Genomic DNA, 21,631 nt, shown 5'->3' with positions numbered 1-21,631 from the left:
CTGTTATTTCGAAAGCTCAAAAACGCTTTCATTTATCGGTACTTATTTAGGAGAAAAGAATGTATGATACTCTAATAAAATACGCTTTATTTCAATAAAAAACAATGCTTTTTTACAAGTCAGCTATCAGGCTTGTATATTCTTAACCAGTTATAACAAGCCCCCAACAAATTAGATTCATTGCCGAAACGACAGGCACAAATTTTTGGCACGATAACCGTACTGGGAATCTGCTCAGCAATCATAGCTAATCGTGCGTTTACATGTGGGATCAAGAAACGGCTCGCACTGATTCCACCGCCAATCAAGATGATTTCCGGATCAATCATATATTGCAGGCTATAGCAAGCTGCCGCCAGCTTATCGACAAAATCAGCTACTACTGGCAGACATCGCGGATCTTGTTCTTGAACCAGTGTATCAATACGCTGACCATTGATTGTTGGGTCTCCGATGCGTTTTGCTGTTTTCTCTACTAAGGTTCTGGTTGACCCTGCGATGCTCCAAAGTTCCCAATCCTTCCTTTCGGTCGGAAAAAGCATATACCCAAACTCTCCTGCTAGTAAGTGTTTGCCGCGAACCAGTTGATGATCGATCATCAAGCCACCGCCAACGGATGTACCTAGAACAATTGTCGCAAAGGACGCACAATTTTGAGCGTGACCCAACCACTTTTCTGCCAATAACGCACAGTTGCCATCATTTTCGGCAGCCACTGGACATTGGTATGTACTGCGCAAATGCTTAACCAGTCTTTTACCAAATCCTTCATATAAAGGTGATGTCATCCCGATTTCTTGGCTTCGGGGATCAACCAGTCCCGTTGAGCTAATAGCAATGCCATCAAATGCTGCTGCATAACATGCATCGATCTGTCGACATATACGTTGCGTGACTGTGGAATATTCCTTGTTCATGGGAAATTGAGTCAATTGTTTACGTTCCCCCTGACTATTCACTAACCCACATTTAATAGCAGTACCGCCAATATCAATTGCTAAAATCCACATTTTGTTGACCTCACAAGGTTTTCTTTTGTCTTAGATTCAGTATACGCAACCGATGTTTTTCTCGACCATATGTATTTCTTGCAGCAATGTGTCAAATCCTTTAAAGCATTGAAAAAGCGCGAAATAGAAGATTTTTGGCATTTAAAAAGAGGACCATTAAAAAGCCAGCGATAACTTCGTAACTTATTTTTCTAGCACTTGAAAGAGCTGATGTCCCCCTCAACTTCACAAGAATTTGCCTCATTCAAAGCAAAAAAACGACCTCATTGGATGTAGTTAACTGAGAAACTAAAAAAGGAAGCCGTTGCATCTCTTTTTCTAATGGGATAAGCGATGTGGGTAAAAACAAAAAAATCGATCACACATAAGGCATCAGCCCATGCGTGATCGGTATTCGATTTAATCATTGATTTTTAGAAATAGATTGAAAACTTTCTAAGAACATATTGGCAAATTCTTGGTAGCAAACAGAACATAAATGCGTAGTAAGAACACTTCATTTTTTTCTCTGACTTATCATTGTTCCTTTGATTCATAAAACCTCAAAAAACTTGTTTGCTCTTTAAAAACAGTTCCTGTTCCAAATAATCCACCAACGGAACCAAGTACTTTTTATCCGTCCAATCACAATCCTGTCCATTGGCTTCCATGAGCGCCTTCGTCTGTGGGTCATAGGTGTGTGGCTCTTTTTTAGCGGACGCTTTTCTTAACATTTTCACTAAGGTTCGATCAAAAAAGGTCATTTTGCTTTCCTGCCATTGCCCTCTTCCGTAAAAAAGGGGAATGTCCTTTAGCGGACCCGTGAGATTCTGTTCTCTGAGTTTTTTCACCACATCTTCTTCAGGAGCAGAGGCTCCCGCACAAAAGATAAGTATCTCTTTGTCTTTTAGCTGGTTGCTATTCTTTTTTGAAAAGGACAGTCCAGCAATGCCGGAAGCATAGATTCCCCCACAGAAGATAATTGTGTCATAATCCATTACTTCAGCTATTTTCGCTTTTGGAGTTTCTACGCTAGAAAAACCTGTTGCTTCTTGAAGCCAGTGAACATACTTTTTGACAGCGCCGTATTTCGATTGGTAAACAATAATGCCGTTTTTCATTGGGGAACTCCTCCCTGCAGTTAGGACTGCGACTTATTTTTCTGTGGAATCTATTGCCTGTTTCAAAAACATTTCGTACGCTTTTTCCTGTTGTGCATAGATTTCATCTAGTGGAATACCGGGTGTCGTTACTGAGAAAATCGTGCCGATTCCGATGGTGTAAATCAGCATATGCAAGTGTAGCTGTTTGGCGGTTTCTATGCTAATGTTCAAATCGGCGGCAATCCTTTTTGCTACTTGAGGATTCGTTTCCAACTGATACAGCTCTTCTAATGAAGAAACATTCGCTCTTTTTTGTAAGACAAAAATTCTCAAAATATGGGGTTCTTCTTTCGCCAGTTGCACATACGCATGTCCGGTACTACGAAACAAATCACGCTTGTCAATATGGGCTGCTAAATACTCTTGTAAAAATTGCCGTGCTCTCTGTTCTACCTCGGTCCGCAGCCCCTCCATATTGGTGCAGTAACTATAAATCGGCTGGACTGAACAGCCTAACGTCTCGGCAATGTTCTTGACGATCACTTGCTCCATACCGCCTTTTCGCGCAATCTCAAAGGCAGCATCAACCACCATTTCCTTTGTTATTCGTTGTTTTGGCATCCATCATACTCCTATACCTTAGTTATATAAACAATTTATATAACTCGATTATATTCTTTTGTTCCTTCGAAGTCAATTGAGCTCAAGACAATATCCCTCGCTCTTTCTATTGAATAAATAGCTGTCGATTTCTCCCAAATCACCGTTCATAGGTTGTAGATCATCCGTTACTTCCCAATGATTGCTGACTCTTTTATCCGCACAAAAAAGATACAGCCCACAGAAAAAGGCTGTACCGTTGATAATACGTATGGACTCTTTTACATTCGAAGTTGCTAGACTTCGGGTGTCTCCTCTGATGGTGCTTCGGGGATCGGTTCTTCGTCTTCATACAAGGAGGAAACCCGCGTATACCATTCAAATACATGGGTAATGATCACCTTGGCAGCTGCATAGACAGGAATCCCTAAAATGACCCCAACAAGGCCAAATAGTTTTCCTGAAGTCAAGAGGACTAAAAGAATCGTGACAGGATGGATCGACAATTCGTTTCCTAAAACTAACGGTGAGATCAAGCGTCCTTCAATGGTCTGCTCAATGACAAAGACGATCAGGACTTGGATCAGCAATACCGGCCCACCAACAATTCCTAAAAAGACCGCTGGAATCATGGCCAAAAAAGATCCTAAATAAGGGATCAAATTTAAAAAGCCAGCTGCAATGCCTAGTGTGATGGCATAATCTAAGCCAATAATACTAAAGCCGATCATAAACATCACTGCGACCGCAAACGCCACTGTCAGCTGTCCCCGAATATAGGAGGATACCTGGTCATTCATTTCTTTTAAAACGATCAGTGACGGCTGGCGCATTTTGGTTGGTAAAAATTTGACAAAATAAGGGGCTAGTTTGCGGCCATCTTTCAGTAGGTAGAACAAAATAAACGGCATGGTAATGACCGCTAAAACGATCGTTGCAACAGCCCCGAAGAAACTACCTAGATTTTGAATCGTGCTGCGGGAAAGGTTTTGGACGATATCCGTCAGAGAAGAAATCAACTTCTCATTGGAAGCTTCGACCTGCTCTTGGACTTGCGAGAAGATTGGATCAGACAAGATTTCATTCACCTTATTCTCAATAATCGTCAAGTAGCCTGGCAAATTATCCGCAAAACTCATGGATTGCTCTTGAATCTTAGGGATGATTACCACCACACCCCAGACGATCAGACCAACCACTAAAATAAAGAGACCGAAAATACTGTAGATTCGCTTGATCCCTTTGCGTTCTAAGTAGTCAACAGTTGGATTCATCAAGTAATATAAAATGCCCGCCAAAATGATTGGCAATCCGACGATAGCTAAAAATTGCCAGACAGGTTCAAACAAATACGACACTTTCGTAAAGAGCAGCAAAATCAAGAGAATCAATAAAATGACCAGCAAGCTGGTCACTGCTTGATTGTTTAAAAACCATTTCCAAAACCAGGAATGCGGCTTTTTCTGCGTTTCTTTCATGACATTCTTTGCCTCCTAGTTGTACGTCACTTGCATGCCGACTTCGAGGTTCGGCAAAACAGTTGGCGTTAAATAAATCGCACTTGAAAGCGGATCTTCAGCCGGCTCTTCGTCAAAGACAAAGGTCACATGCTGGATCGTTTGCAGGATTTGGTTAGCCACCGTTCCTACATATTGGACTTGATAGGTCTGATCACCAAAAGTGATCTGATCCCCTTTTTTGACGACTAACGCTTGCGAATCAGGAATCGTTTGAATGACTGAATATTCTCGCAGTGTGTCGGTCGCTTCTTCCCCAAAGAAGATGATCATTCTTTCTTGTGAATCGATCGCTTGTGGACCAATTTCTTTGATCGTCCCTTTTTTCATATGACAAACTCCCCTTTCTATCTTCTCGTTTATTATAACATAAAGAGTTTTTCTACCCGCCCAAAACCACATTCTATGGTAGAATTAAAGAGGAATGAAACTATTAGGAGGTTTTTTTATGTTGCAAACGATTTATTTAGGTACGTACACTCGTCGCGAAAGTAAAGGGATCTATTCGATCGCTTTAGATACGGAAAAAAGAACACTGACCGATTTGACCTTATGTGCGGAAGAAAAAAGTCCGACTTATCTTGCCCGCAGTAAAAAAGAAGCAGTTTACAGCGTCACAGAAGTAGCTGGCAACGGCGGCGCCGCTGCTTATACTCCAGACTTTACCTTGCTGAATACCGCAACGGAAGAAGGCGCACCCCTTTGCTATGTAGCAGTTGATGAAAACCGTCAGCTTTTATATGGTGCCAACTACCACAAAGGTGAAGTGAATGTTTATAAAATTCTAGAAGATGGCAGCATCGACGCAACGGACAGCATCTACCATGATGAACCCGTCGGCTCTCATGAAAACCAAGACAAACCTCATGTCCATTATACTGACTTAACACCAGACCAACGTTTAGCAGTTTGTGACCTTGGAACGGACCGGGTCTATACTTATGATATTTCAGAAGATGGCAAACTGACAGAAGTTGCCGTTTATGTGGCAGAAGACGGAACTGGTCCACGTCACTTGGTCTTCCATCCAAATAACCAATACGCTTACTTAGTGGGCGAATTAGACAGCTCATTGACTGTTTTACGCTACAATCAAGCAGATGGCAGTTTTGAGAAAATCCAAAAAGTGCCAACGATCCCTGCGGACTTTACGGATTTCAACAGTGGCGCTGCGGTACGTATCTCGAACGATGGACGTTTTGTTTACAGCTCAAATCGCGGCCATAATTCAATCGCTGTTTTTGAAGTAACCGATGAAGGCGCTGGCCTGGCTTTTGTTCAATCAATCTCGACAGAAGGCGACTTCCCTCGCGATTTCGATTTGGACCCGACAAACGATTATCTGGTTTGTGCCAACCAAAATTCTGATAACCTAACGTTATACAAACGCGATGAAGCCACTGGCAAATTGACTGTCTTAGAAAAAGACATCTACGCACCAGAATGTGTCTGCGTCTTATTCAAAAAATAAAGTTTTGGAGGATTCCCCCATGTTTGATAAAACACCAAAGGAACTTGTGCTCAAAGATTTTTCTAATATCTACAATAAATGTCAGTCAACCTTTGAACTAGTGACGAGCCGCAAATACAATGAATCATTGGTCCTATTAACGACTGCGGAAACGTATGCGATCGCTGAAAAAGCCTATATTCGCTGCGATACTGCCAAAGAGCTGCAAACAGCGGAAGTCATTGCTTTCTTTGATGCTTTTGAGATCTATTATTTTGAATTAAAACAAGTCCTTTTTCATGATGACGATGACTTTGTTTCTTTAAAAAATCGTTTAGAAAAAATGAAAGACACTTACGAAGCATTGACAGCCTCATTTCATTTGTTATGATGAAATCAAATCAAAAGTGAAAAAGGTGACGTTATGAACCAAGAACAAGTGTTGGATCGTTTACGAGAAGAATTGGCCATGCCGTTTTTCGAAGCAAAACTAGAAGACAAAGCCTATTCCGAAGAAGACTACCAACAAGTCAAAGCGGATTTGGTAAAATACTTTGATGACTATGTACGCAATGTAGAAAATTAAGAAACAGCCTGCGATGATTCCTTCATCGCAGGCTGTTTTGCTATTATAACGTCACTAGAAAGTTTTGATTCGTCGTAGCTTCGATCTGAGGATGCTGTTTTAAATAGTCAGCAATCAGTTCTGTCATATCGACTTGGATCTCACGAACGATTTTTTCGGCAGAAAACATGGCGTAGTTGCCACCACCTACAGCACGGTATTGGTTGATGACGATCTCTAATTCTTGGTCCATCGCAATGGCTTTTTCTTCAAAATCCAAGCGGGTGATTCGTTGACCGACGGGTTGGCTAAGATCGATCGTATACTCGATGCCTTCATACATATCGTAATTATAATATTGCGGTTTTGGCTCAATAAAAGCAGGATTGAACACGATCTGACCGTCAACAACGGCTAAATAATCCGCCGTTTGTTCTAAAGCGGCTTTTAATTCAGCACCTGTTACTTTGACTACAGCTAACGTATTTGGGTAAATATAATTGGTGATCACATCCCGCATCGTGATGGTTGAGCCAAAGCCCTTGCCTTCATTGTTGAAAAGAGCAGTGCCAGAAATTTTGGCGCCGCTGGCAGCCATCTGAACACGATTGATAAATTCAATATAAGGATGCTCTTTCAAGCGTGCCCCCATCGGATCGGTGATTCGCATATCCCCACTGACTTTGCCTAACGGCTGATCTAGCCATGTTTGTAATTCTTCTTCGATGGGTGCTAACAAAGCCAACGTCTTTTGATCTGGGAGAGCATCCGCAACAGGGATCAACGCAGCCGTACTGTTTGTGACATGAACCCCTGTCTGATTTTTTTCAACCGTCAATTCGATGGCGCCGATAAAGCTTCCACGATAACCGGGCTGTACAACGGGAACACCATTGATTTTTGTGGCGATCTCACGATGCTGGTGTCCTGTGAAGAAGGCATCGATTCCTGAGACTTCCTGCAATAATTGATAGCCCTCATTTTCGCCGGTCAATAATTCAGTCGGTTCCCCAGTGACTAAATCACGCTCGAAGCCGCCATGATAACTGACAACAACAATATCGGCTTGTTCTCGTAAGTAAGGTACATAGTTTTTCGCTGTCTCAACGATGCTGACAAACTGCATCCCGCGAATCGTCGCAGGCTGTTCCCAGTGAGGAATATACGGCGTCACCATTCCTAAGATCGCGATCTTTACCCCTTCTTTTTCAATGATGGTGTAGGCTTGTCCAAAAAATGGTTCTCCCGCTTCATTTAAAATATTCGCTGCCAGTACTGGTGTTTGGTAGCTGGCGATCGCTTCTTGCAAATAAGGCAGACCGTAGTTGAACTCATGATTGCCTAAGACATGAACATCAACGTCTAGGTGGTTGACGACAGCGGTCAATGCGGCAACGGAATGCTGGCTCTTGGCGATGTAATAGCTTAAGGGCGAGCCTTGGATAAAGTCGCCATTTTCGATCGTTACGACCGGCCCGGAGGCTGCTTGACGTAGCTCTTTCATTTTGGTGGCAACTTTTGCCACGCCGAATCCTTGTTCCGTATCATCGGCAAAATTGGTTGGATAGACATAGCCATGCATATCGCTCGTTTCTAAAAACGTGATTTTCATTCAAAAGACTCCTTTTCCCCTCAATAGACCAAAAGGGCATGCGCATAAGTCGAAAACCCTCGAAAGCCAGCATTTTCTGCTTCCTTGTGTCTTCAAACCTTATGGCACAAACCCTTTGGTGTTTCATTCTCAGGTGTTTCCCTGATTATACCCTATTTTGACGAAGAAATTCAGAATTATTGGTTCCAAGCATCTTCTAATTGTGGTTTCGCGTTTTCAATCAATTGATCGACATCTTGATCTGTATTAGACAAAATGTTTTCCATGATTGAACGCATTTCATTGTAAGCAGGATCAGCATTTTCAATCACTGGGATCGAGAACAATTCTTTGGTTGCATCTTCTAATTTGGCAGCGACTTTTGTTTCAGGATTGTTTTTGTATTCATCGCTTTCCAAAACAGATTCAACAACTGGCATGTAGCCGGTATCGATCGCCCATGTTTTTTGCGCTTCTGGCGAAGTTAAGTATTTCATGTATTCAAAAGCAGCGGTGCGTTGCTCTGGTGTTGCGCTGTTGAACATATACAAGTCAGTTCCTTGTTGCAAGTTGATTGGTTCTGGACGAGCTGCTACGTCATATTCAAATTTGCCTTCGGTATCTTTTTTAACAAAGCCTTCCCCTGCGATGGAGCCGACATACATTGCGATTTGCTCGTTGGCAAATGGACCAGACAAGTATTTGTCAGAACCAGCGATTCGGAAGTAGCCGTCTTTGACACCATCTAGGTAGTAGTTGATGACTTCTTTTGATTCATCGCTGTCTAGTTGCAAGTCTTTGTCAAAATCAACGCCTTGATTTTTCATTGCGATGGCGTAGTAGTTATTTAATGAGTCAAAACCAGCACCGACGACTTCACCGTTTGATTTTTCGTAGATTTCTTGAGAAGCTTCTTTTAATTCTTCCAGGTTTGTTGGTACGTCAATACCATACTCGTCTAACATGTCTGCATTGTAAAACAGCATTTCTGTAGATTTGTTGAAAGGAATCCCGTATTGCACGCCGTCGATTTGTGCACCATCTAAAAGGGCACTGCGGATCTCTTCTTGGTCACCCCAACCGATAGTATCATCGTTGATGTATTCGCCAAGGTCAACTAGCATGTCATCTTGGGCAGCATTCCTTAACCAACCAGGATATGCTTGGGTGATAGTTGGCAGATCTTTTGGTGAAGGCAAGGTTGAATTCACCTTTGCTTGCAAATCAGGATAGCTTGATTGGTTCTGCAATTCGATCTTGATGTTTGGATTTTCGTCCATGAATTGCTCGGTCAATTTCGTCAATGATTCTTCTTGCGCACCATTCATTGCATGCCAAAAGGTGACAGTCGTATCTTCGCTTAGTTCTGTAACGATTTCATCACTTTCGGTAGAACCAGATGAATCGTTGTTGTTTCCACAAGCCCCTAATACCAATGTCGCGGCTGCAGCTGCTGCAAATGCAAGTTTCTTTGTTTTCATTTTTTCCTCTCCTCTATCACTCTAAAATAATTTTTTCACCGCGTTGCGGCAATATTCTTTCACCATACGGATTCACCAGATTTTCTGGTTTCAGCGTATGGATTGGAACCAATCGTTGGGGCTCGATCCATGCAATGATCTGATCTAAATCAGCTGGTTTCGCATGTCCCGAGTTTGGCAAACGGACAAATTCGATCTCCAGTGCTGCCAATTGATCCAAAAAGACTTGATAAGCTGGATCAAAATCGCCTAACGGCTGCGCATCACTGTGAATATACAAACCACCCGTCTGCAAGTTTTCAAAATGCGCGACTGCTTGCCAAAGGTACTGGCTCGTGTCGGCACATAATGCCTGATAAGAAATGGCGAAGGCTGGATCGAGAGTCGCTGGTACTTGATCATCGATCGTATAGAACGGTACATCTTTATTGAAAATTTCTTTCAACAAAGCAGCTTGCGTCGCCTCTAAAACAACCGTCCGCGGCGCGGCTTCAACAAGCGCCATAAAGCGCTCGACATTGGCTGGATAGCCATTGAAAGTAATTTGTCGTTGGGGATTTTCTTTGACCAGACGCACGAAGGTCTCGATCAATTCTGTTTCACTTTCCACTGTGATCGCTTTGGGGTCCGGTTCTCTTTCTGGAAAGCTGATGCTGACCCCTTCCATCATCAATAGATCCGTGTGTTTGGCTAACTGACAGAATTCTTTGGTACGCTCTGGATGATAGCCATGCAAACGCAAATCACCGGTATAAGCGATAAAATGATCTGGCGTGCGAATCAACAAAGCTGCCGCACCGTACGCATCATGATCGACTGGAATGATCTCGACTTCGATTTCCCCGACCCGAATCACATCATGGGGTTCTAAGCCGATCAATTCACGGACAAAGCTTTTTTCTTCATGAGGAACGGGCAGCAAGAAGTCCCCTTTTTGATTCAACACTTCGAGGATCGCTTTGGTTTCCTTCAAGGTGTACATAGGAATATTTGGGTCTAAAAAGTTGATCATCTTGGAATGATCCAGATGGGCGTGGGAAAGAAAAACTGCTGTTTCTTGGTATTCTTTCGTTTCGCTTCCTTGGTACGTGTAATCTAAGCGTGGATCGTAGACATTTTTCAGTTCTGGTATCCAGCGATGCGCAACTAACGTTTGTAATTCTTCATCTGGTAAGGGTGTTTCTGGATGATACTCCGAACCGAAGTCAAAAAAGATATGGGCATCTTTGTACGCAACTTCGATGACGGTCCCTCCAATCGTTAAGATCCCGCTATGAAAGGTAATCGTCGTTTTATCCTTTGATGCCATCTTTAGCCACTCCTTTGATAATTTCTTTTCTAAAGATCAAGTAAATGATCAGAATTGGAATGACGGTCAAGGTCGCTGCCGCCATCTGTAAATGAACATCGCTGCCGCTTTCTGTGGTAAAGGCAGCCAAACCATTATTTAAGAGGCGGTATTTTTTCTCATTGGTCACTAACAACGGCCATAAGAAGGAATTCCAGCTAGAGATGAACGTCAGAATCCCGACTGTCACTAAGGCTGGTTTTGACATGGGGATCAAAATCCGGCGGATATAAGCTAGGTCGCTGGCACCGTCAATTTTGGCTGCCTTATAAAAGGTATTAGAAATACTTTGTAAATAACCGTTTAAATAATAGATGTAAAAAATACTGGTCAAAAAGGGAATGATCAAGGCACTATACGTATTCAATAAGCCCATTCGAGCAATCGTATTGTAATTGGTGAAAATGATCGATTCATAAGGAACCATCAATAACGAGATCATCAAGCCAATCACGAGACGTTTGTATTTGAATTCAAGACTTGTTAATGCAAAGGCAGCTAGAATCGCAGTGATCAGCGTCGCGATAGTCGTCACCGCAGAAACGAAGACCGTATTAAAGAAGTAGCGTAAAAACGGTGCTCGGGTAAAGACTTCCCCGTAGTTGCTCCACTGGAAAGACTCCGGCATGATCGTCGGTGGAATACTGGTTGCTTCACTGTAGGTCATTAGCCCAGCCAAGATCATATAGACAAAGGGAAACAGCGTGATCACTGCTAAAATTGCTAAAAACAACATCGAAACAATCGTCACAATTTTTTTCATTCGTTTATTCGCCCACTTTCTTCAAAAGTTTATTTTGGATAAAGGTGACGAGCAAAATAATGATGAACAAGATCACGGTTGCCGCCATTGCAATCCCCGGACGTCCGGCAATATGGAATTTGTCATAAATATAAAAGACTGCTGTCGTGGCACTACGAGCGATCCCTGGCTGGCCGCCAAACAAAGCATATACTTGAGTATAAACTTTAAAGGCACTGATCAGATTGACCGTCAACAAGAAAGCAAAGGTCGGGATCAACTGCGGAAAGGTGATTTTCCGAAAAATTTCGCCATCGGTAGCGCCAAACATTTTTGCGATTTTATAGTGTTCTTTGTCGATGTTGCGCATTCCTGCCAACAAGATAATAATGTTGAAGGCGAGGCTCGTCCAAACGCCGAAGATGATCAAAGTCGTCATACTCATGTTGACGTTATCTAGCCAGTTGACTGGCGCAATGCCGACAAGACCTAGCAGATAATTAATGATCCCGTAAGAGCCATTGAAAAAGTAACGAAACACGATCCCGATCGCAATCGTACTTGTGACATAGGGCATAAAGAAGATCGTTTCAAAAAAACTTTTGTATTTGACTTTTTCAAAAATGATCCAAGCAATCGCTAATGAGAGAATCAGCGAGATCGGCACGACCGCAAAAGCAAACAGTGCTGTGTTTTGCAGTGCTCGAAAGAATACGGGGTCCGTTAAAACCCTTTGATAGTTCTCAAGCCCAGCATACTGTTGGTTAATCAAGGTTCCTTTTTGGAAACTCATGATGAAGGAACGAAACAGCGGATACACACTGAATAAGAAAATAATGACCAATGAAGGCAGTAAAAACAGCCACGCCTTTGGTTGATTCTCAGGGTTATAATTTTTTTTGAACATTAGTAGACCCGCTCTCCTTTTTCATCAAAGATAAAGGCTTTTTTGTAATGAAAATCAAATGACACTTGCGCGCCTTCTTCAATGATTTCTTCAATACTAACGATCGATTTCATATGTTTGTCAGCCAGATCAAAGTTCAAGATTCGTTCTCGTCCGATCAGCTCCACACTCTTGATTTCTGTTTGGAACAAACCTGCTTGCAAGGTGGTCAGCACATCTTCTGGACGAATACCTAACGTATATTGGCCGTCTGTCAATGGTTTTTTGAAGCGAATGTCAGTAAAGCGGTCAACTGGGATCGTAAACGCTGGATGGATCATTTGTCCCTCTTTGACTTCTACTGGCAAGATGTTGATGATTGGATTACCAATAAATTTCGCTACGAAAAGATTGTTTGGTTCTAAGTAAAGGTTTTGCGGATCATCATTTTGCTGAATGATCCCTTCGTTCATCAAAATGATCTTATCACTGATAGAAAGAGCTTCTTCCTGGTCATGAGTCACGAAGATCGTGGTGATACCTACTTCTTTGACTAACCGACGGATCTCTTCACGGATCTTCAAGCGCAAACGGGCATCTAGGTTACTCAATGGTTCATCTAGCAGTAACACTTCTGGACTTTGTACCAAAGCACGAGTAATAGCGACCCGTTGCTGCTGTCCACCGGAAAGGGTTCCAGGTTTTTTCTGACTTAATTCTTCAATATTGGTCAGTTTCATGAACTTCTCAGCAATTTTTTGTGCTTCATTTTTCTTGATTTTTTTCTCTCCGACTGTCAAGGGAAACATGACATTTTCTAACACAGTCATATGGGGATAAAGGGCATAATTCTGAAAAACAAACCCGATATTGCGGTCTTTCGGCTCCGTCTTAACAACGGAAGTACCATTAAAGCGGATATCTCCATCGGTGGGACTTAACAACCCCGCGATCAAATTCAATATCGTCGATTTCCCGCAACCACTCGGTCCCAACAAACAAACCAAATCGCCTTTTTCTATTGTAAAATCTACTGCTTTCAAGGCTTCAAACTTATTATCGAAAACCTTCTTCAACCCGACTACTTCTATCAAAACTGCCCCTCCATTTTCTCTTTTTCCTCCGAATAGTTGACTGGCATTTCAAGTCACAAAAAAAACGAACTCTTGATGTTTCGGTCAAACGCTCAAAGAAATTCGATTTTAATCATAACAAACGAATGTTTTTATTCGATACTATTATTGTAAATGTTTTGTAAAAATCATTGGGAATTATGAAAGAATTTTTAATTATTTTGCCTAATAATGAGAAAACGATGAGTGGCTCAAAGAGGATTATCCCCACTAAACACGAACATTTCGTCATTTTTCGAAAATTTTCATGAAAAAATGAATGAATTTTATCAAATATATGCAGCTGTGTATAATAACACTATTTTTACACTTCTTTTTTATCAAAAGCATCCTTAGTATTTATTTACTAAACCTGCCAGTAAATTCCCGTTTAAAATAACAAAAAAAGAACGATTTATTTAAGAAAACAATCGTCCTTTTTTCTCTTTATTCATTCTTTTTCATCGATCGTCAACGTCAGCAATTTCGTTGAGACTTGCTCAAGAAAATAACGGTCGTGTTCAATGATCAGCATAGAAGGCTCCACCAAATGGATCACTTCCTCTAACTGCTTCTGATTGAAGACGTCCAAATAATTCAGCGGTTCATCCCAGATAAACAATTCCGCTGGTGTTGCTAATGATTTGGCTAGCTCCACGCGTTTACGTTGCCCCTTACTCATTTGCTGGATCGGGGTTTGAAAGACAGTTCTTTCCAAGCCAAGTTTTTTTAAATTATTTAGCAGATCTTGATAATTCAAGCCATGCTCTTGGGCAAACTCTGTCAGCATCCCACGGTTGTCCTCATAATTTTGCCGGACGTAACTAATAGTGATCCCGTGGGCTGTTTTGATTGTCCCTGTCTGCTGTCCATCGAAAGTACCTAGAATACTCGCAATCAAACTGGACTTGCCAGATCCGTTGGCCCCTTGAATCCCCAAGCGCTCTTTTTGACGGATCGCAAACGTCAGCGGTTTAAACAAAGGCTGCTCATAGCCGAGCTGAAAATGCTCTGCTTCCAGCAACACGTCATGATGGCTAACCAGTGGGGTCATTTTCAGAGGATCGATCCACTCAATGTCTTTTAACAACGCAGACTTGTCTTGAATTTGATCTTCCATCCGTTTAACGATCGCTTTCGAGCGCTTCATGGTCCGTGCCGCTCGGGCACCGATCGCCCCCGTATCATAGATTGCCCCGCTGCCTTTTTTGGTCGGCGACCCTAATTTGTCCCGTTCACGCCCTCGGGACCACTCCGCTTTTTCGTCTGCTGTCTGCTTCAAACGCCCGATTTCTTTTTTCAACTTGCTGTTTTGTTCTTGCTCATAGGCATCTTTTTGCTGCTTTTGCAGCTCATAGACTGAATAATTCCCTTTGTACAACACCAAGCGGCTTTTTTCGATCGCCAATACATGATCGACGACTTCATCGACAAACTGTCGATCATGGCTCACAACGATAAACCCGGTTTTTTGCTGCAAATAGCGGGCAACATGTTGGCGAGCGGTCACATCCAAATGGTTGGTCGGTTCATCGATCAAAGGAAAATTCTCTTCATCAACGAACAACCGCGCCAATAGGACTTTCGTTTGCTCGCCGCCAGATAAAGTCGCAAAGGGACGCCAAAGCACTTCTGGATCAAGTTGCAGCAGGTTCAATTCCCGCTCCAAACGCCACTGCTCAAATTCGCCAGATTCCTGTAAAACAAAAAGCGTCAATTGCTGATCATCAGCGACGGTTAAGGGAAAATAAACGAATTGTTGCTCATGGGTGATCGAGCCGCTATAAGGCAATTCATTGAGCAGCAGACGCAGCAAGGTCGTTTTGCCGCGACCATTCCTGCCAATCAACCCTAATTTCCATTGTGTATCAAGGTTCAAGTTGGCATCCTCAAAAAGCAACCGTTCCTGGCTATCAAAGCCAAAAGTTAAATGATTAATACTGATATTCGACATAAATATACCTCGTCTCTATTCACGGAATAGAGTAGACCTAAAGCTATTTTCAGAATCAGTTTTTAGAGGTACACAAAAAGATCCCCCATTGAAAAAGTCAACCAATCCTGAAAATCTGCAGACTATCCCCTTGGAGGAACAGTTTCATGCAGCTTTCAACAAATTGGTTAATTTTTCAATGGAGGATCCCTCATTTCGTTTAATAGTGCCCTAAGTATAGCATTGATCGACAAAAAAGCGCAAGTTCGGTACTCACTGCTGCTTTATCTTTCTATTTTATTCACAAACTAAACCCGTTATCGCTGGAAACGTTTCATTAAAAAACACTTGAAAAACAAAAAAACCATCAGGTTGGTTAGTCCTGATGGCAAAAGGAGTAAAATGAAAAATAAAAAGGTTGTTGGTTGTGAATTCATTATACCTCCGATAAAAAAACTTTACATGTGAAAAACATAACAGTTAAATTAAATAACTCTTGTTTAACTTGAATGTTTATCATTTTTTTAACAATAAAGCGGTCATCCGTTGGATAGCAAAAGAAATTTCATCCGTTGCTTCATCTTGCTTAGCTTCTGCCGCATCAAAGGCTTCTTGGTCGATTTTGTTATCCAGACTCAAAATCATCTCATCACAGCCGGCAACATATTTCATATACGCCCGCTCGAATTTTTTATGGATCCCCATCACATTCGCTGGTGGACGCAATTTGCTGATTTTTTCCAGCATCAAGCGGTATTTGTCCGTGCCTTCTTTAAAAATTCTGGTAATCTCAGCTAGCCGCTCAGGTGTTACCTCGGCTTCTTTTTTCTCGTCAATCGCTTTGCGGATCTCTTCATAATTGGGATTCATTTTCTCCCCGATTGCTTCTGTTTCTTTGACAAGATCGTTGATTGTTTGTACATAAAAACCTAAGTTTGGTCGCACAGTGGGTTCCCTACTTTCTTTGTTATTATCTTCTATTTTACCGTTTCTTACTGCAAATGAAAAGGTCAAGAAACAGACACAGGGTTTATCGAAAATAAGCCAGCAAAAAAGGCCTGCTGCCCATGGAGAAGGACAGCAGACCATTGATTGTTTTTTCGTTTATTTTGGCTTATTTGCGTCCCATTGCTCGTTGGATCGCTTTGACAATCTCAACGACTGGAATAATCGCAAAGGAGGCGCCTAAAACGATGCCCCATTGATACAAGTCAAGATGTGCAACACGGAAGATATCATTTAATCCTGGCACGATGAAGATCACCAGCATCAACGCAAAGGACAACAGGATCGCCCAGTTGAAGGCTTTGTTTCTAAATGCCCCTACTTTAAAGAGCGACTGATGGATCGATTTGACGTTGAAGGCATGGAACAACTGCATCAATCCTAACGTGGCAAAAGCCATCGTTAAGGCATCGGCATGGATCGCATCGTACGTATTGTGAACGGGCCATTGGATCGCTGACCAATAAACGAACAGCACGGTTGCCGCTTCTAAGATCCCTTGGTAGATGATACTGCTCATCACACCACCAGAAAAGAAGTTGGAACTGCGTCCCCGCGGTGCATGTTTCATTAAATCTTTTTCAGCAGGCTCCATTCCTAAGGCAATTGCTGGGAAGGTATCCGTTACTAGATTGATCCAAAGCAAGTGGATCGGCAATAGCGAGTCCCAACCCCACAAGGTTGCTAAGAACAAGGTCAAAACTTCCCCTAGGTTAGCGGCTAGCAAGTATTGAATCGCTTTTTGAATATTGGAGAAGACTTTTCGTCCTTCTTCCACTGCTACGACGATCGTAGCAAAGTTGTCATCGGCTAGGACCATATCAGAAGCACCTTTAGAAACTTCGGTACCTGTGATCCCCATGCCGACACCAATATCGGCTTGCTTCAGTGATGGTGCATCGTTGACCCCGTCACCGGTCATAGCAACGACTTTGCCTTCTTGTTGCCAAGCTTTAACGATGCGAACTTTATGTTCCGGTGATACCCGCGCATAGACTGAATAGTGGGCTACTTTTTGAGCAAACTCTTCATCGCTCATTTTATTGAGTTCAGCACCAGTCAAGACGGCATCATCATCGCCCGGTTTGATAATCCCTAAACGTCCCGCAATGGCTTCAGCTGTATCGCGGTGGTCTCCGGTGATCATGATTGGACGAATTCCAGCTTCTTTGGCTAAACGTACCGCATCGGCTGCTTCTGCCCGTTCTGGATCGATCATTCCGACTAAGCCAGCAAAGACTAGGTCATTTTCGACAATTTCTGATTCTAAGTTTTCTGGTACTTGGTCTACGTATTTGTAGGCCATCCCCAATACCCGTAACGCTTGTTTTGCCAGATCGGTATTGTTAAATAAGATTTTTTCTTTTTCCTCATCGGTCATTGGCAGCTCTTGGCCATCCAATAGCACTTTTGAGGTTCTGCCTAACAAGACATCCGGTGCACCTTTGACAGCAACTAAATAGCGGCCGTCTTCTTGTTGGTGGATCGTACTCATTAGTTTTCGGTCAGAATCAAATGGCAGATCCGCTATCCGTGGTTCTTGATTGACTAAATCTCGAACATGGAATCCTTGATCCATCCCAAATTGTACCAAGGCAGTTTCGGTCGGATCACCGATCAAGTTGCCTTCTTCACCAAATTTTGTATCATTGGCAAAGTTCATGACTTTTAATGCCATGTTGTCTAACGGAATATCTTCTGAAGCAGCATGTTGTTTGTTGTTGACATACAATTTTTCCACGGTCATTTGATTCAACGTCAAAGTACCGGTTTTATCAGAAGCGATAATGTCCGTTGCCCCAAGGGTTTCAACCGCAGGCAATTTACGGATCACTGCATTTCGTTTCGCCATGACTTGCGTACCTAAGGCTAAGATAATCGTTACGATCGCTGGCAGCCCTTCTGGGATCGCCGCTACTGCTAATGAGATCGAAGTCAATAGCATGTCGACCCATGACGTATTGTTAAAGATCGTTCCAACAAAGAACATGATCACTGCAATGATAATGATGGCGATCGTCAGGAATTTTCCTAGTTCATTTAAGTTACGCTTCAACGGTGTTTCGGTTTCTTGGGCGCTAGCCAGCATGCCAGCGATTTTCCCAACTTCAGTTCCCATCCCTGTATTGACCACGACCCCTTTTCCGCGGCCATAGGTCACATTACTGTTTGAATAAGCCATATTGACGCGATCGCCGATCCCGACATCCGTTCCTTCGATGACAGTCAATTCTTTTTCGACTGGTACGGATTCACCGGTCAAAGCGGCTTCTTCAATTTTTAACGAACTTGCTTCTAAGAGGCGTAAATCCGCCGGTACGACATCGCCAGCTTCTAATAGGACAATATCCCCCGGAACCAATTCATCGCTCTTGATGGTGACGGTATGACCATTACGCAGGACATTGGCATTTGGTGTGGACATTTCTCTTAGTGCTTCGATCGCCTGCTCTGCCTTTGCCTCTTGAACGACACCCATGATCGCGTTGATAATGACAACTGCTAAAATAATAATTGAGTCCACGACTTCATGGGAAACGACTGCTGAGATAATCGCCGCCGCTAGCAAAACGATGATCATCAAATCTTTGAATTGTTCAAAGAATTTTTGTGCCATCGATTTCTTTTTGCCTTCTTCTAATTCGTTGGGACCGTACTCAGATAAGCGTTTTTGTGCTTCATCGTTCGTTAATCCATTGGCATCTGTTTGCATTTCTTCCAGAACATGCTGCGCTTCTTGCGCATAAAACGCCTGCGATAGCTGTTCCTTTTTGTTTTCTTCTGACATGTTTCTCCTCCTTTTATAGTTACTCTTCCTTTATTGTACATGATATGAAAAAAAATAGACTTATGTATGCACTGTCTAAGCATACATAAGTCTCACTGTTTAAGACAGCACCAGAAATTTCTTTCAGGATGGTGATACTGCCGCAGATAAAATCCGCCAATTACTCCCTCATGTTCATATCAATAACCTACATTATACAAAAACTTTTCGGGTCTGGCAATTTTATTTTCGCTGAAATTCAACAAAGGATTTCTCCTAAAAATCAAGCGATGATCGAGCCGTTTGGCATGCCTTTTGGTGCCTCCACGATTTGCAGACGACCATCATTGTCTTCTGCCGAAAGGATCATTCCTTGGCTGACTTGCCCCCGCATTTTCCGTGGTTTCAAGTTGGCAACGATCACGACTTTTTTGCCGATCAAATCTTGTGGTTCTGGATAAAATTCAGCGATCCCCGATAAAATTTGACGATCTTGATCATCTCCCGCAGCTAAGCGGAATTGCAGCAGCTTGTCGGCGCCTTTGACTTTTTGACAGTCAACGACTTCTGCCACTTTTAATTCGATCTTATCGAAGTCTTCGTATTTGATTTCGGCTTTCTCTGATTGCAGTGTGGTTTCTTCTGGATCCCATTTCACCGTTTCTTCTGGACTTTGCGTCCCTTCAGCCATTTTCTTTTGGATATAAGCTACTTCTGTTTCAAGTTCCAAACGAGGGAAAATCGGTGTGCCTTTGGCAACGACTTTCGTACCACTTGGAAATTCACCGAAGCGCAAATCTTTCAGATCCATGGCAACAGAAGCTAACCCTAGTTGTTGGAAAATATTGGCTGGTGTTTCTGTCATCACCGGTTGTAATAAGATCGCGACGATGCGTAAGCTTTCCGCTAAATGAACCATCACACTATTTAATTCTGCGCGCTTTTCTTCTTCTTTGGCTAACACCCATGGTTGGGTTTCGTCAATGTATTTGTTGGCGCGAGAAATCAATGTCCAAACTTCGGATAATGCCGTACTGAATTCCATTTTGTCCATGGCTTCATGGTAACGACCGACCACATTGGCAGCAGTCGTTGACAACTCGCTATCAAAAGGTGTCACTTTTGAGGCATAGTCCGGCACTAAACCATCACAATATTTATTAATCATAGCGATCGTCCGATTCAGCAAGTTGCCTAAGTCATTGGCTAGATCGTAGTTCAAACGAGAGACGAAATCTTCTGGTGTAAATACACCATCGCTGCCAAAAGGAACCGCCCGTAAGAGGTAATAACGCAACGCATCTAAGCTGTAGCGCTCCACTAACATTTCTGGATAAACGACATTGCCTTTAGATTTCGACATCTTGCCGTCTTTCATCATCAACCAGCCATGACCAAAGATTTTTTTCGGCAATGGCAAGTCTAATGCCATCAGCATGATTGGCCAATAGATCGTATGGAAACGCACGATTTCTTTCCCAACCATATGAACGTCAGCTGGCCAGTATTTTTGGAACAAGGAATCGTCGTCTGAACCATAGCCTAATGCCGTAATATAGTTGGATAACGCATCGATCCACACATACACCACGTGTTCAGGACTAGCAGTGACTGGGATGCCCCATTTAAAGGTCGTTCTGGAAACAGCCAAGTCTTCTAAGCCGGGTTTGATGAAATTATTCAGCATTTCATTTTTACGTGATTCTGGTTGAATGAACTCTGGGTGTTCATCATAGTATTCAACCAAACGATCGGCATATTTGCTCATGCGGAAGAAATAAGAAGATTCCTTCACCAATTCTACCTCATGACCACTTGGCGCTTTACCGCCGATGACTTTGCCCTCTTCATCGCGGTAAACTTCTGCTAGTTGCGTTTCGGTAAAGTACTCTTCATCAGAAACGGAATACCAGCCTTCGTATTCCCCAAGATAGATATCGCCTTGATCAAGCAATTGCTGGAAGATTTTTTGAACGGCTGTTTTATGGTAGTCATCCGTTGTACGGATAAATTTGTCATAACTGATGTCTAGTGTGTTCCATAATTTCTTGACGTCAGCTGCCATTTTGTCGACATATTCTTGCGGATCTACGCCAAGTTCTTCTGCTTTTTTCTCGATTTTTTGACCGTGCTCATCGACACCCGTCAAATAAAAGACATCAAAGCCCATCAATCGTTTGTATCGTGCTACCGCATCACAAGCGATCGTCGTGTAAGAATTCCCGATATGCAGCTTGCCGCTTGGATAATAAATTGGCGTCGTAATATAGAATGTTTCTTTTTCAGCCATGGACGCAAGTCCTCCTTTTCACTAGTAAAGTGTATACTTAGGTAGTATACAGTTCGCAACCCAAAAATGCTATAAATTTAATCAAAAAAGCGGACAACCTAAGACCTTTCTTCATGCTCTAAAAGAAGCAAAGGAATCGTTTTGGTCCTTAAAACGCAGCAAATAAACCAGCAGATTTGAGTATTTCTTTTCTACTAGTTATCATAGCGCAGATAGCCGTTCACTTCAATGTTCTAGGGGAAGAATCTTGCT

Annotated in this window: 18 protein-coding genes; 3 read left to right on the top strand and 15 right to left on the bottom strand. The window is 42.5% G+C overall.

Going from position 1 to position 21,631, the window contains the following annotated elements; genetic code table 11:
• Positions 1–119 precede the first annotated feature (119 nt).
• From A5870_RS02235 to A5870_RS02215, 5 genes are all read right to left on the bottom strand, one after another.
• The gene (locus A5870_RS02235) at positions 120–1,010 is read right to left on the bottom strand and encodes an ROK family protein (protein WP_086291657.1); all 891 of its coding nucleotides are present in this window, start codon (positions 1,008–1,010) and stop codon (positions 120–122) included.
• 542 nt (positions 1,011–1,552) lie between these two features.
• Entirely contained in the window at positions 1,553–2,110 is a 558-nt protein-coding gene (locus A5870_RS02230; RefSeq protein ID WP_086291656.1) for a flavodoxin domain-containing protein, read from the bottom strand.
• Between the two features lie 33 nt (positions 2,111–2,143).
• The gene (locus A5870_RS02225) at positions 2,144–2,713 is read right to left on the bottom strand and encodes a TetR/AcrR family transcriptional regulator (protein WP_086291655.1); all 570 of its coding nucleotides are present in this window, start codon (positions 2,711–2,713) and stop codon (positions 2,144–2,146) included.
• Positions 2,714–2,988: 275 nt separating this feature from the next.
• Positions 2,989–4,170 carry an AI-2E family transporter gene (locus tag A5870_RS02220; RefSeq protein WP_086291654.1) on the bottom strand — a complete coding sequence of 394 codons (1,182 nt, stop codon included), beginning with the start codon at positions 4,168–4,170 and terminating at the stop codon, positions 2,989–2,991.
• A gap of 15 nt (positions 4,171–4,185) precedes the next feature.
• Entirely contained in the window at positions 4,186–4,539 is a 354-nt protein-coding gene (locus tag A5870_RS02215) for a PTS glucitol/sorbitol transporter subunit IIA (RefSeq protein ID WP_086291653.1), read from the bottom strand.
• 118 nt (positions 4,540–4,657) lie between these two features.
• On the opposite strand from A5870_RS02215, the gene A5870_RS02210 reads away from it, so the two are divergent.
• From A5870_RS02210 to A5870_RS17230, 3 genes are read left to right on the top strand one after another with little or no spacing between them, the layout of a single operon-like run.
• Complete coding sequence (locus A5870_RS02210; protein WP_086291652.1) at positions 4,658–5,680, top strand: lactonase family protein; 1,023 nt, start codon at positions 4,658–4,660, stop codon at positions 5,678–5,680.
• 19 nt (positions 5,681–5,699) lie between these two features.
• Positions 5,700–6,050: a hypothetical protein gene (locus A5870_RS02205; RefSeq protein ID WP_005233740.1), complete on the top strand. Its 351-nt coding sequence runs from the start codon at positions 5,700–5,702 to the stop codon at positions 6,048–6,050.
• A gap of 33 nt (positions 6,051–6,083) precedes the next feature.
• Entirely contained in the window at positions 6,084–6,245 is a 162-nt protein-coding gene (locus tag A5870_RS17230) for a hypothetical protein (RefSeq protein WP_010749117.1), read from the top strand.
• Between the two features lie 43 nt (positions 6,246–6,288).
• On the opposite strand, the gene A5870_RS02195 is transcribed toward A5870_RS17230, so the two are convergent.
• From A5870_RS02195 to metG, 10 genes are all read right to left on the bottom strand, one after another.
• Positions 6,289–7,836, bottom strand: coding sequence for a bifunctional metallophosphatase/5'-nucleotidase (locus A5870_RS02195; protein ID WP_086291651.1), 1,548 nt, complete (start codon positions 7,834–7,836; stop codon positions 6,289–6,291).
• 176 nt (positions 7,837–8,012) lie between these two features.
• Positions 8,013–9,296 carry an ABC transporter substrate-binding protein gene (locus tag A5870_RS02190; protein WP_086291650.1) on the bottom strand — a complete coding sequence of 428 codons (1,284 nt, stop codon included), beginning with the start codon at positions 9,294–9,296 and terminating at the stop codon, positions 8,013–8,015.
• Between the two features lie 16 nt (positions 9,297–9,312).
• Positions 9,313–10,605 carry an MBL fold metallo-hydrolase gene (locus A5870_RS02185; RefSeq protein ID WP_005228016.1) on the bottom strand — a complete coding sequence of 431 codons (1,293 nt, stop codon included), beginning with the start codon at positions 10,603–10,605 and terminating at the stop codon, positions 9,313–9,315.
• The gene (locus A5870_RS02180; protein WP_005228015.1) at positions 10,589–11,407 is read right to left on the bottom strand and encodes a carbohydrate ABC transporter permease; all 819 of its coding nucleotides are present in this window, start codon (positions 11,405–11,407) and stop codon (positions 10,589–10,591) included. The genes A5870_RS02185 and A5870_RS02180 overlap by 17 nt, the downstream gene beginning before the upstream one ends.
• A gap of 4 nt (positions 11,408–11,411) precedes the next feature.
• Positions 11,412–12,293 carry a carbohydrate ABC transporter permease gene (locus tag A5870_RS02175; RefSeq protein ID WP_008379450.1) on the bottom strand — a complete coding sequence of 294 codons (882 nt, stop codon included), beginning with the start codon at positions 12,291–12,293 and terminating at the stop codon, positions 11,412–11,414.
• Positions 12,293–13,366, bottom strand: a complete 1,074-nt coding sequence (locus tag A5870_RS02170; protein WP_086291649.1) for an ABC transporter ATP-binding protein — start codon at positions 13,364–13,366, stop codon at positions 12,293–12,295. Before A5870_RS02170 ends, A5870_RS02175 begins: the two co-directional genes overlap by 1 nt.
• 469 nt (positions 13,367–13,835) lie before the next feature.
• The gene (abc-f, locus tag A5870_RS02165) at positions 13,836–15,338 is read right to left on the bottom strand and encodes a ribosomal protection-like ABC-F family protein (RefSeq protein WP_086291648.1); all 1,503 of its coding nucleotides are present in this window, start codon (positions 15,336–15,338) and stop codon (positions 13,836–13,838) included.
• A gap of 495 nt (positions 15,339–15,833) precedes the next feature.
• Entirely contained in the window at positions 15,834–16,262 is a 429-nt protein-coding gene (locus tag A5870_RS02160) for a hypothetical protein (protein ID WP_005228008.1), read from the bottom strand.
• Between the two features lie 169 nt (positions 16,263–16,431).
• Positions 16,432–19,110, bottom strand: a complete 2,679-nt coding sequence (locus tag A5870_RS02155) for a cation-translocating P-type ATPase (RefSeq protein WP_077452262.1) — start codon at positions 19,108–19,110, stop codon at positions 16,432–16,434.
• Between the two features lie 262 nt (positions 19,111–19,372).
• Positions 19,373–21,379, bottom strand: coding sequence for a methionine--tRNA ligase (gene metG, locus A5870_RS02150; RefSeq protein ID WP_077452263.1), 2,007 nt, complete (start codon positions 21,377–21,379; stop codon positions 19,373–19,375).
• Positions 21,380–21,631: the final 252 nt, after the last annotated feature.

This window comes from Enterococcus sp. 2G9_DIV0600, from assembly GCF_002140615.1.
Lineage (GTDB): Bacteria > Bacillota > Bacilli > Lactobacillales > Enterococcaceae > Enterococcus_D > Enterococcus_D innesii.
Note: the sequence above shows the minus strand (reverse complement) of the source record. Positions and strands in the feature narration are given on the sequence as shown.

Coding starts and splice junctions, on each gene's coding strand:
- A5870_RS17230 (WP_010749117.1), top strand. CDS start 6,084: ATGAACCAAGAACAAGTGTTGGATCGTTTACGAGAAGAATTGGCCATG.
- A5870_RS02195 (WP_086291651.1), bottom strand. CDS start 7,836: ATGAAAATCACGTTTTTAGAAACGAGCGATATGCATGGCTATGTCTAT.
- A5870_RS02185 (WP_005228016.1), bottom strand. CDS start 10,605: ATGGCATCAAAGGATAAAACGACGATTACCTTTCATAGCGGGATCTTA.
- A5870_RS02210 (WP_086291652.1), top strand. CDS start 4,658: ATGTTGCAAACGATTTATTTAGGTACGTACACTCGTCGCGAAAGTAAA.
- abc-f (WP_086291648.1), bottom strand. CDS start 15,338: ATGTCGAATATCAGTATTAATCATTTAACTTTTGGCTTTGATAGCCAG.
- A5870_RS02220 (WP_086291654.1), bottom strand. CDS start 4,170: ATGAAAGAAACGCAGAAAAAGCCGCATTCCTGGTTTTGGAAATGGTTT.
- A5870_RS02180 (WP_005228015.1), bottom strand. CDS start 11,407: ATGAAAAAAATTGTGACGATTGTTTCGATGTTGTTTTTAGCAATTTTA.
- A5870_RS02230 (WP_086291656.1), bottom strand. CDS start 2,110: ATGAAAAACGGCATTATTGTTTACCAATCGAAATACGGCGCTGTCAAA.
- A5870_RS02190 (WP_086291650.1), bottom strand. CDS start 9,296: ATGAAAACAAAGAAACTTGCATTTGCAGCAGCTGCAGCCGCGACATTG.
- A5870_RS02235 (WP_086291657.1), bottom strand. CDS start 1,010: ATGTGGATTTTAGCAATTGATATTGGCGGTACTGCTATTAAATGTGGG.
- A5870_RS02225 (WP_086291655.1), bottom strand. CDS start 2,713: ATGCCAAAACAACGAATAACAAAGGAAATGGTGGTTGATGCTGCCTTT.
- A5870_RS02205 (WP_005233740.1), top strand. CDS start 5,700: ATGTTTGATAAAACACCAAAGGAACTTGTGCTCAAAGATTTTTCTAAT.
- A5870_RS02175 (WP_008379450.1), bottom strand. CDS start 12,293: ATGTTCAAAAAAAATTATAACCCTGAGAATCAACCAAAGGCGTGGCTG.
- A5870_RS02155 (WP_077452262.1), bottom strand. CDS start 19,110: ATGTCAGAAGAAAACAAAAAGGAACAGCTATCGCAGGCGTTTTATGCG.
- A5870_RS02215 (WP_086291653.1), bottom strand. CDS start 4,539: ATGAAAAAAGGGACGATCAAAGAAATTGGTCCACAAGCGATCGATTCA.
- metG (WP_077452263.1), bottom strand. CDS start 21,379: ATGGCTGAAAAAGAAACATTCTATATTACGACGCCAATTTATTATCCA.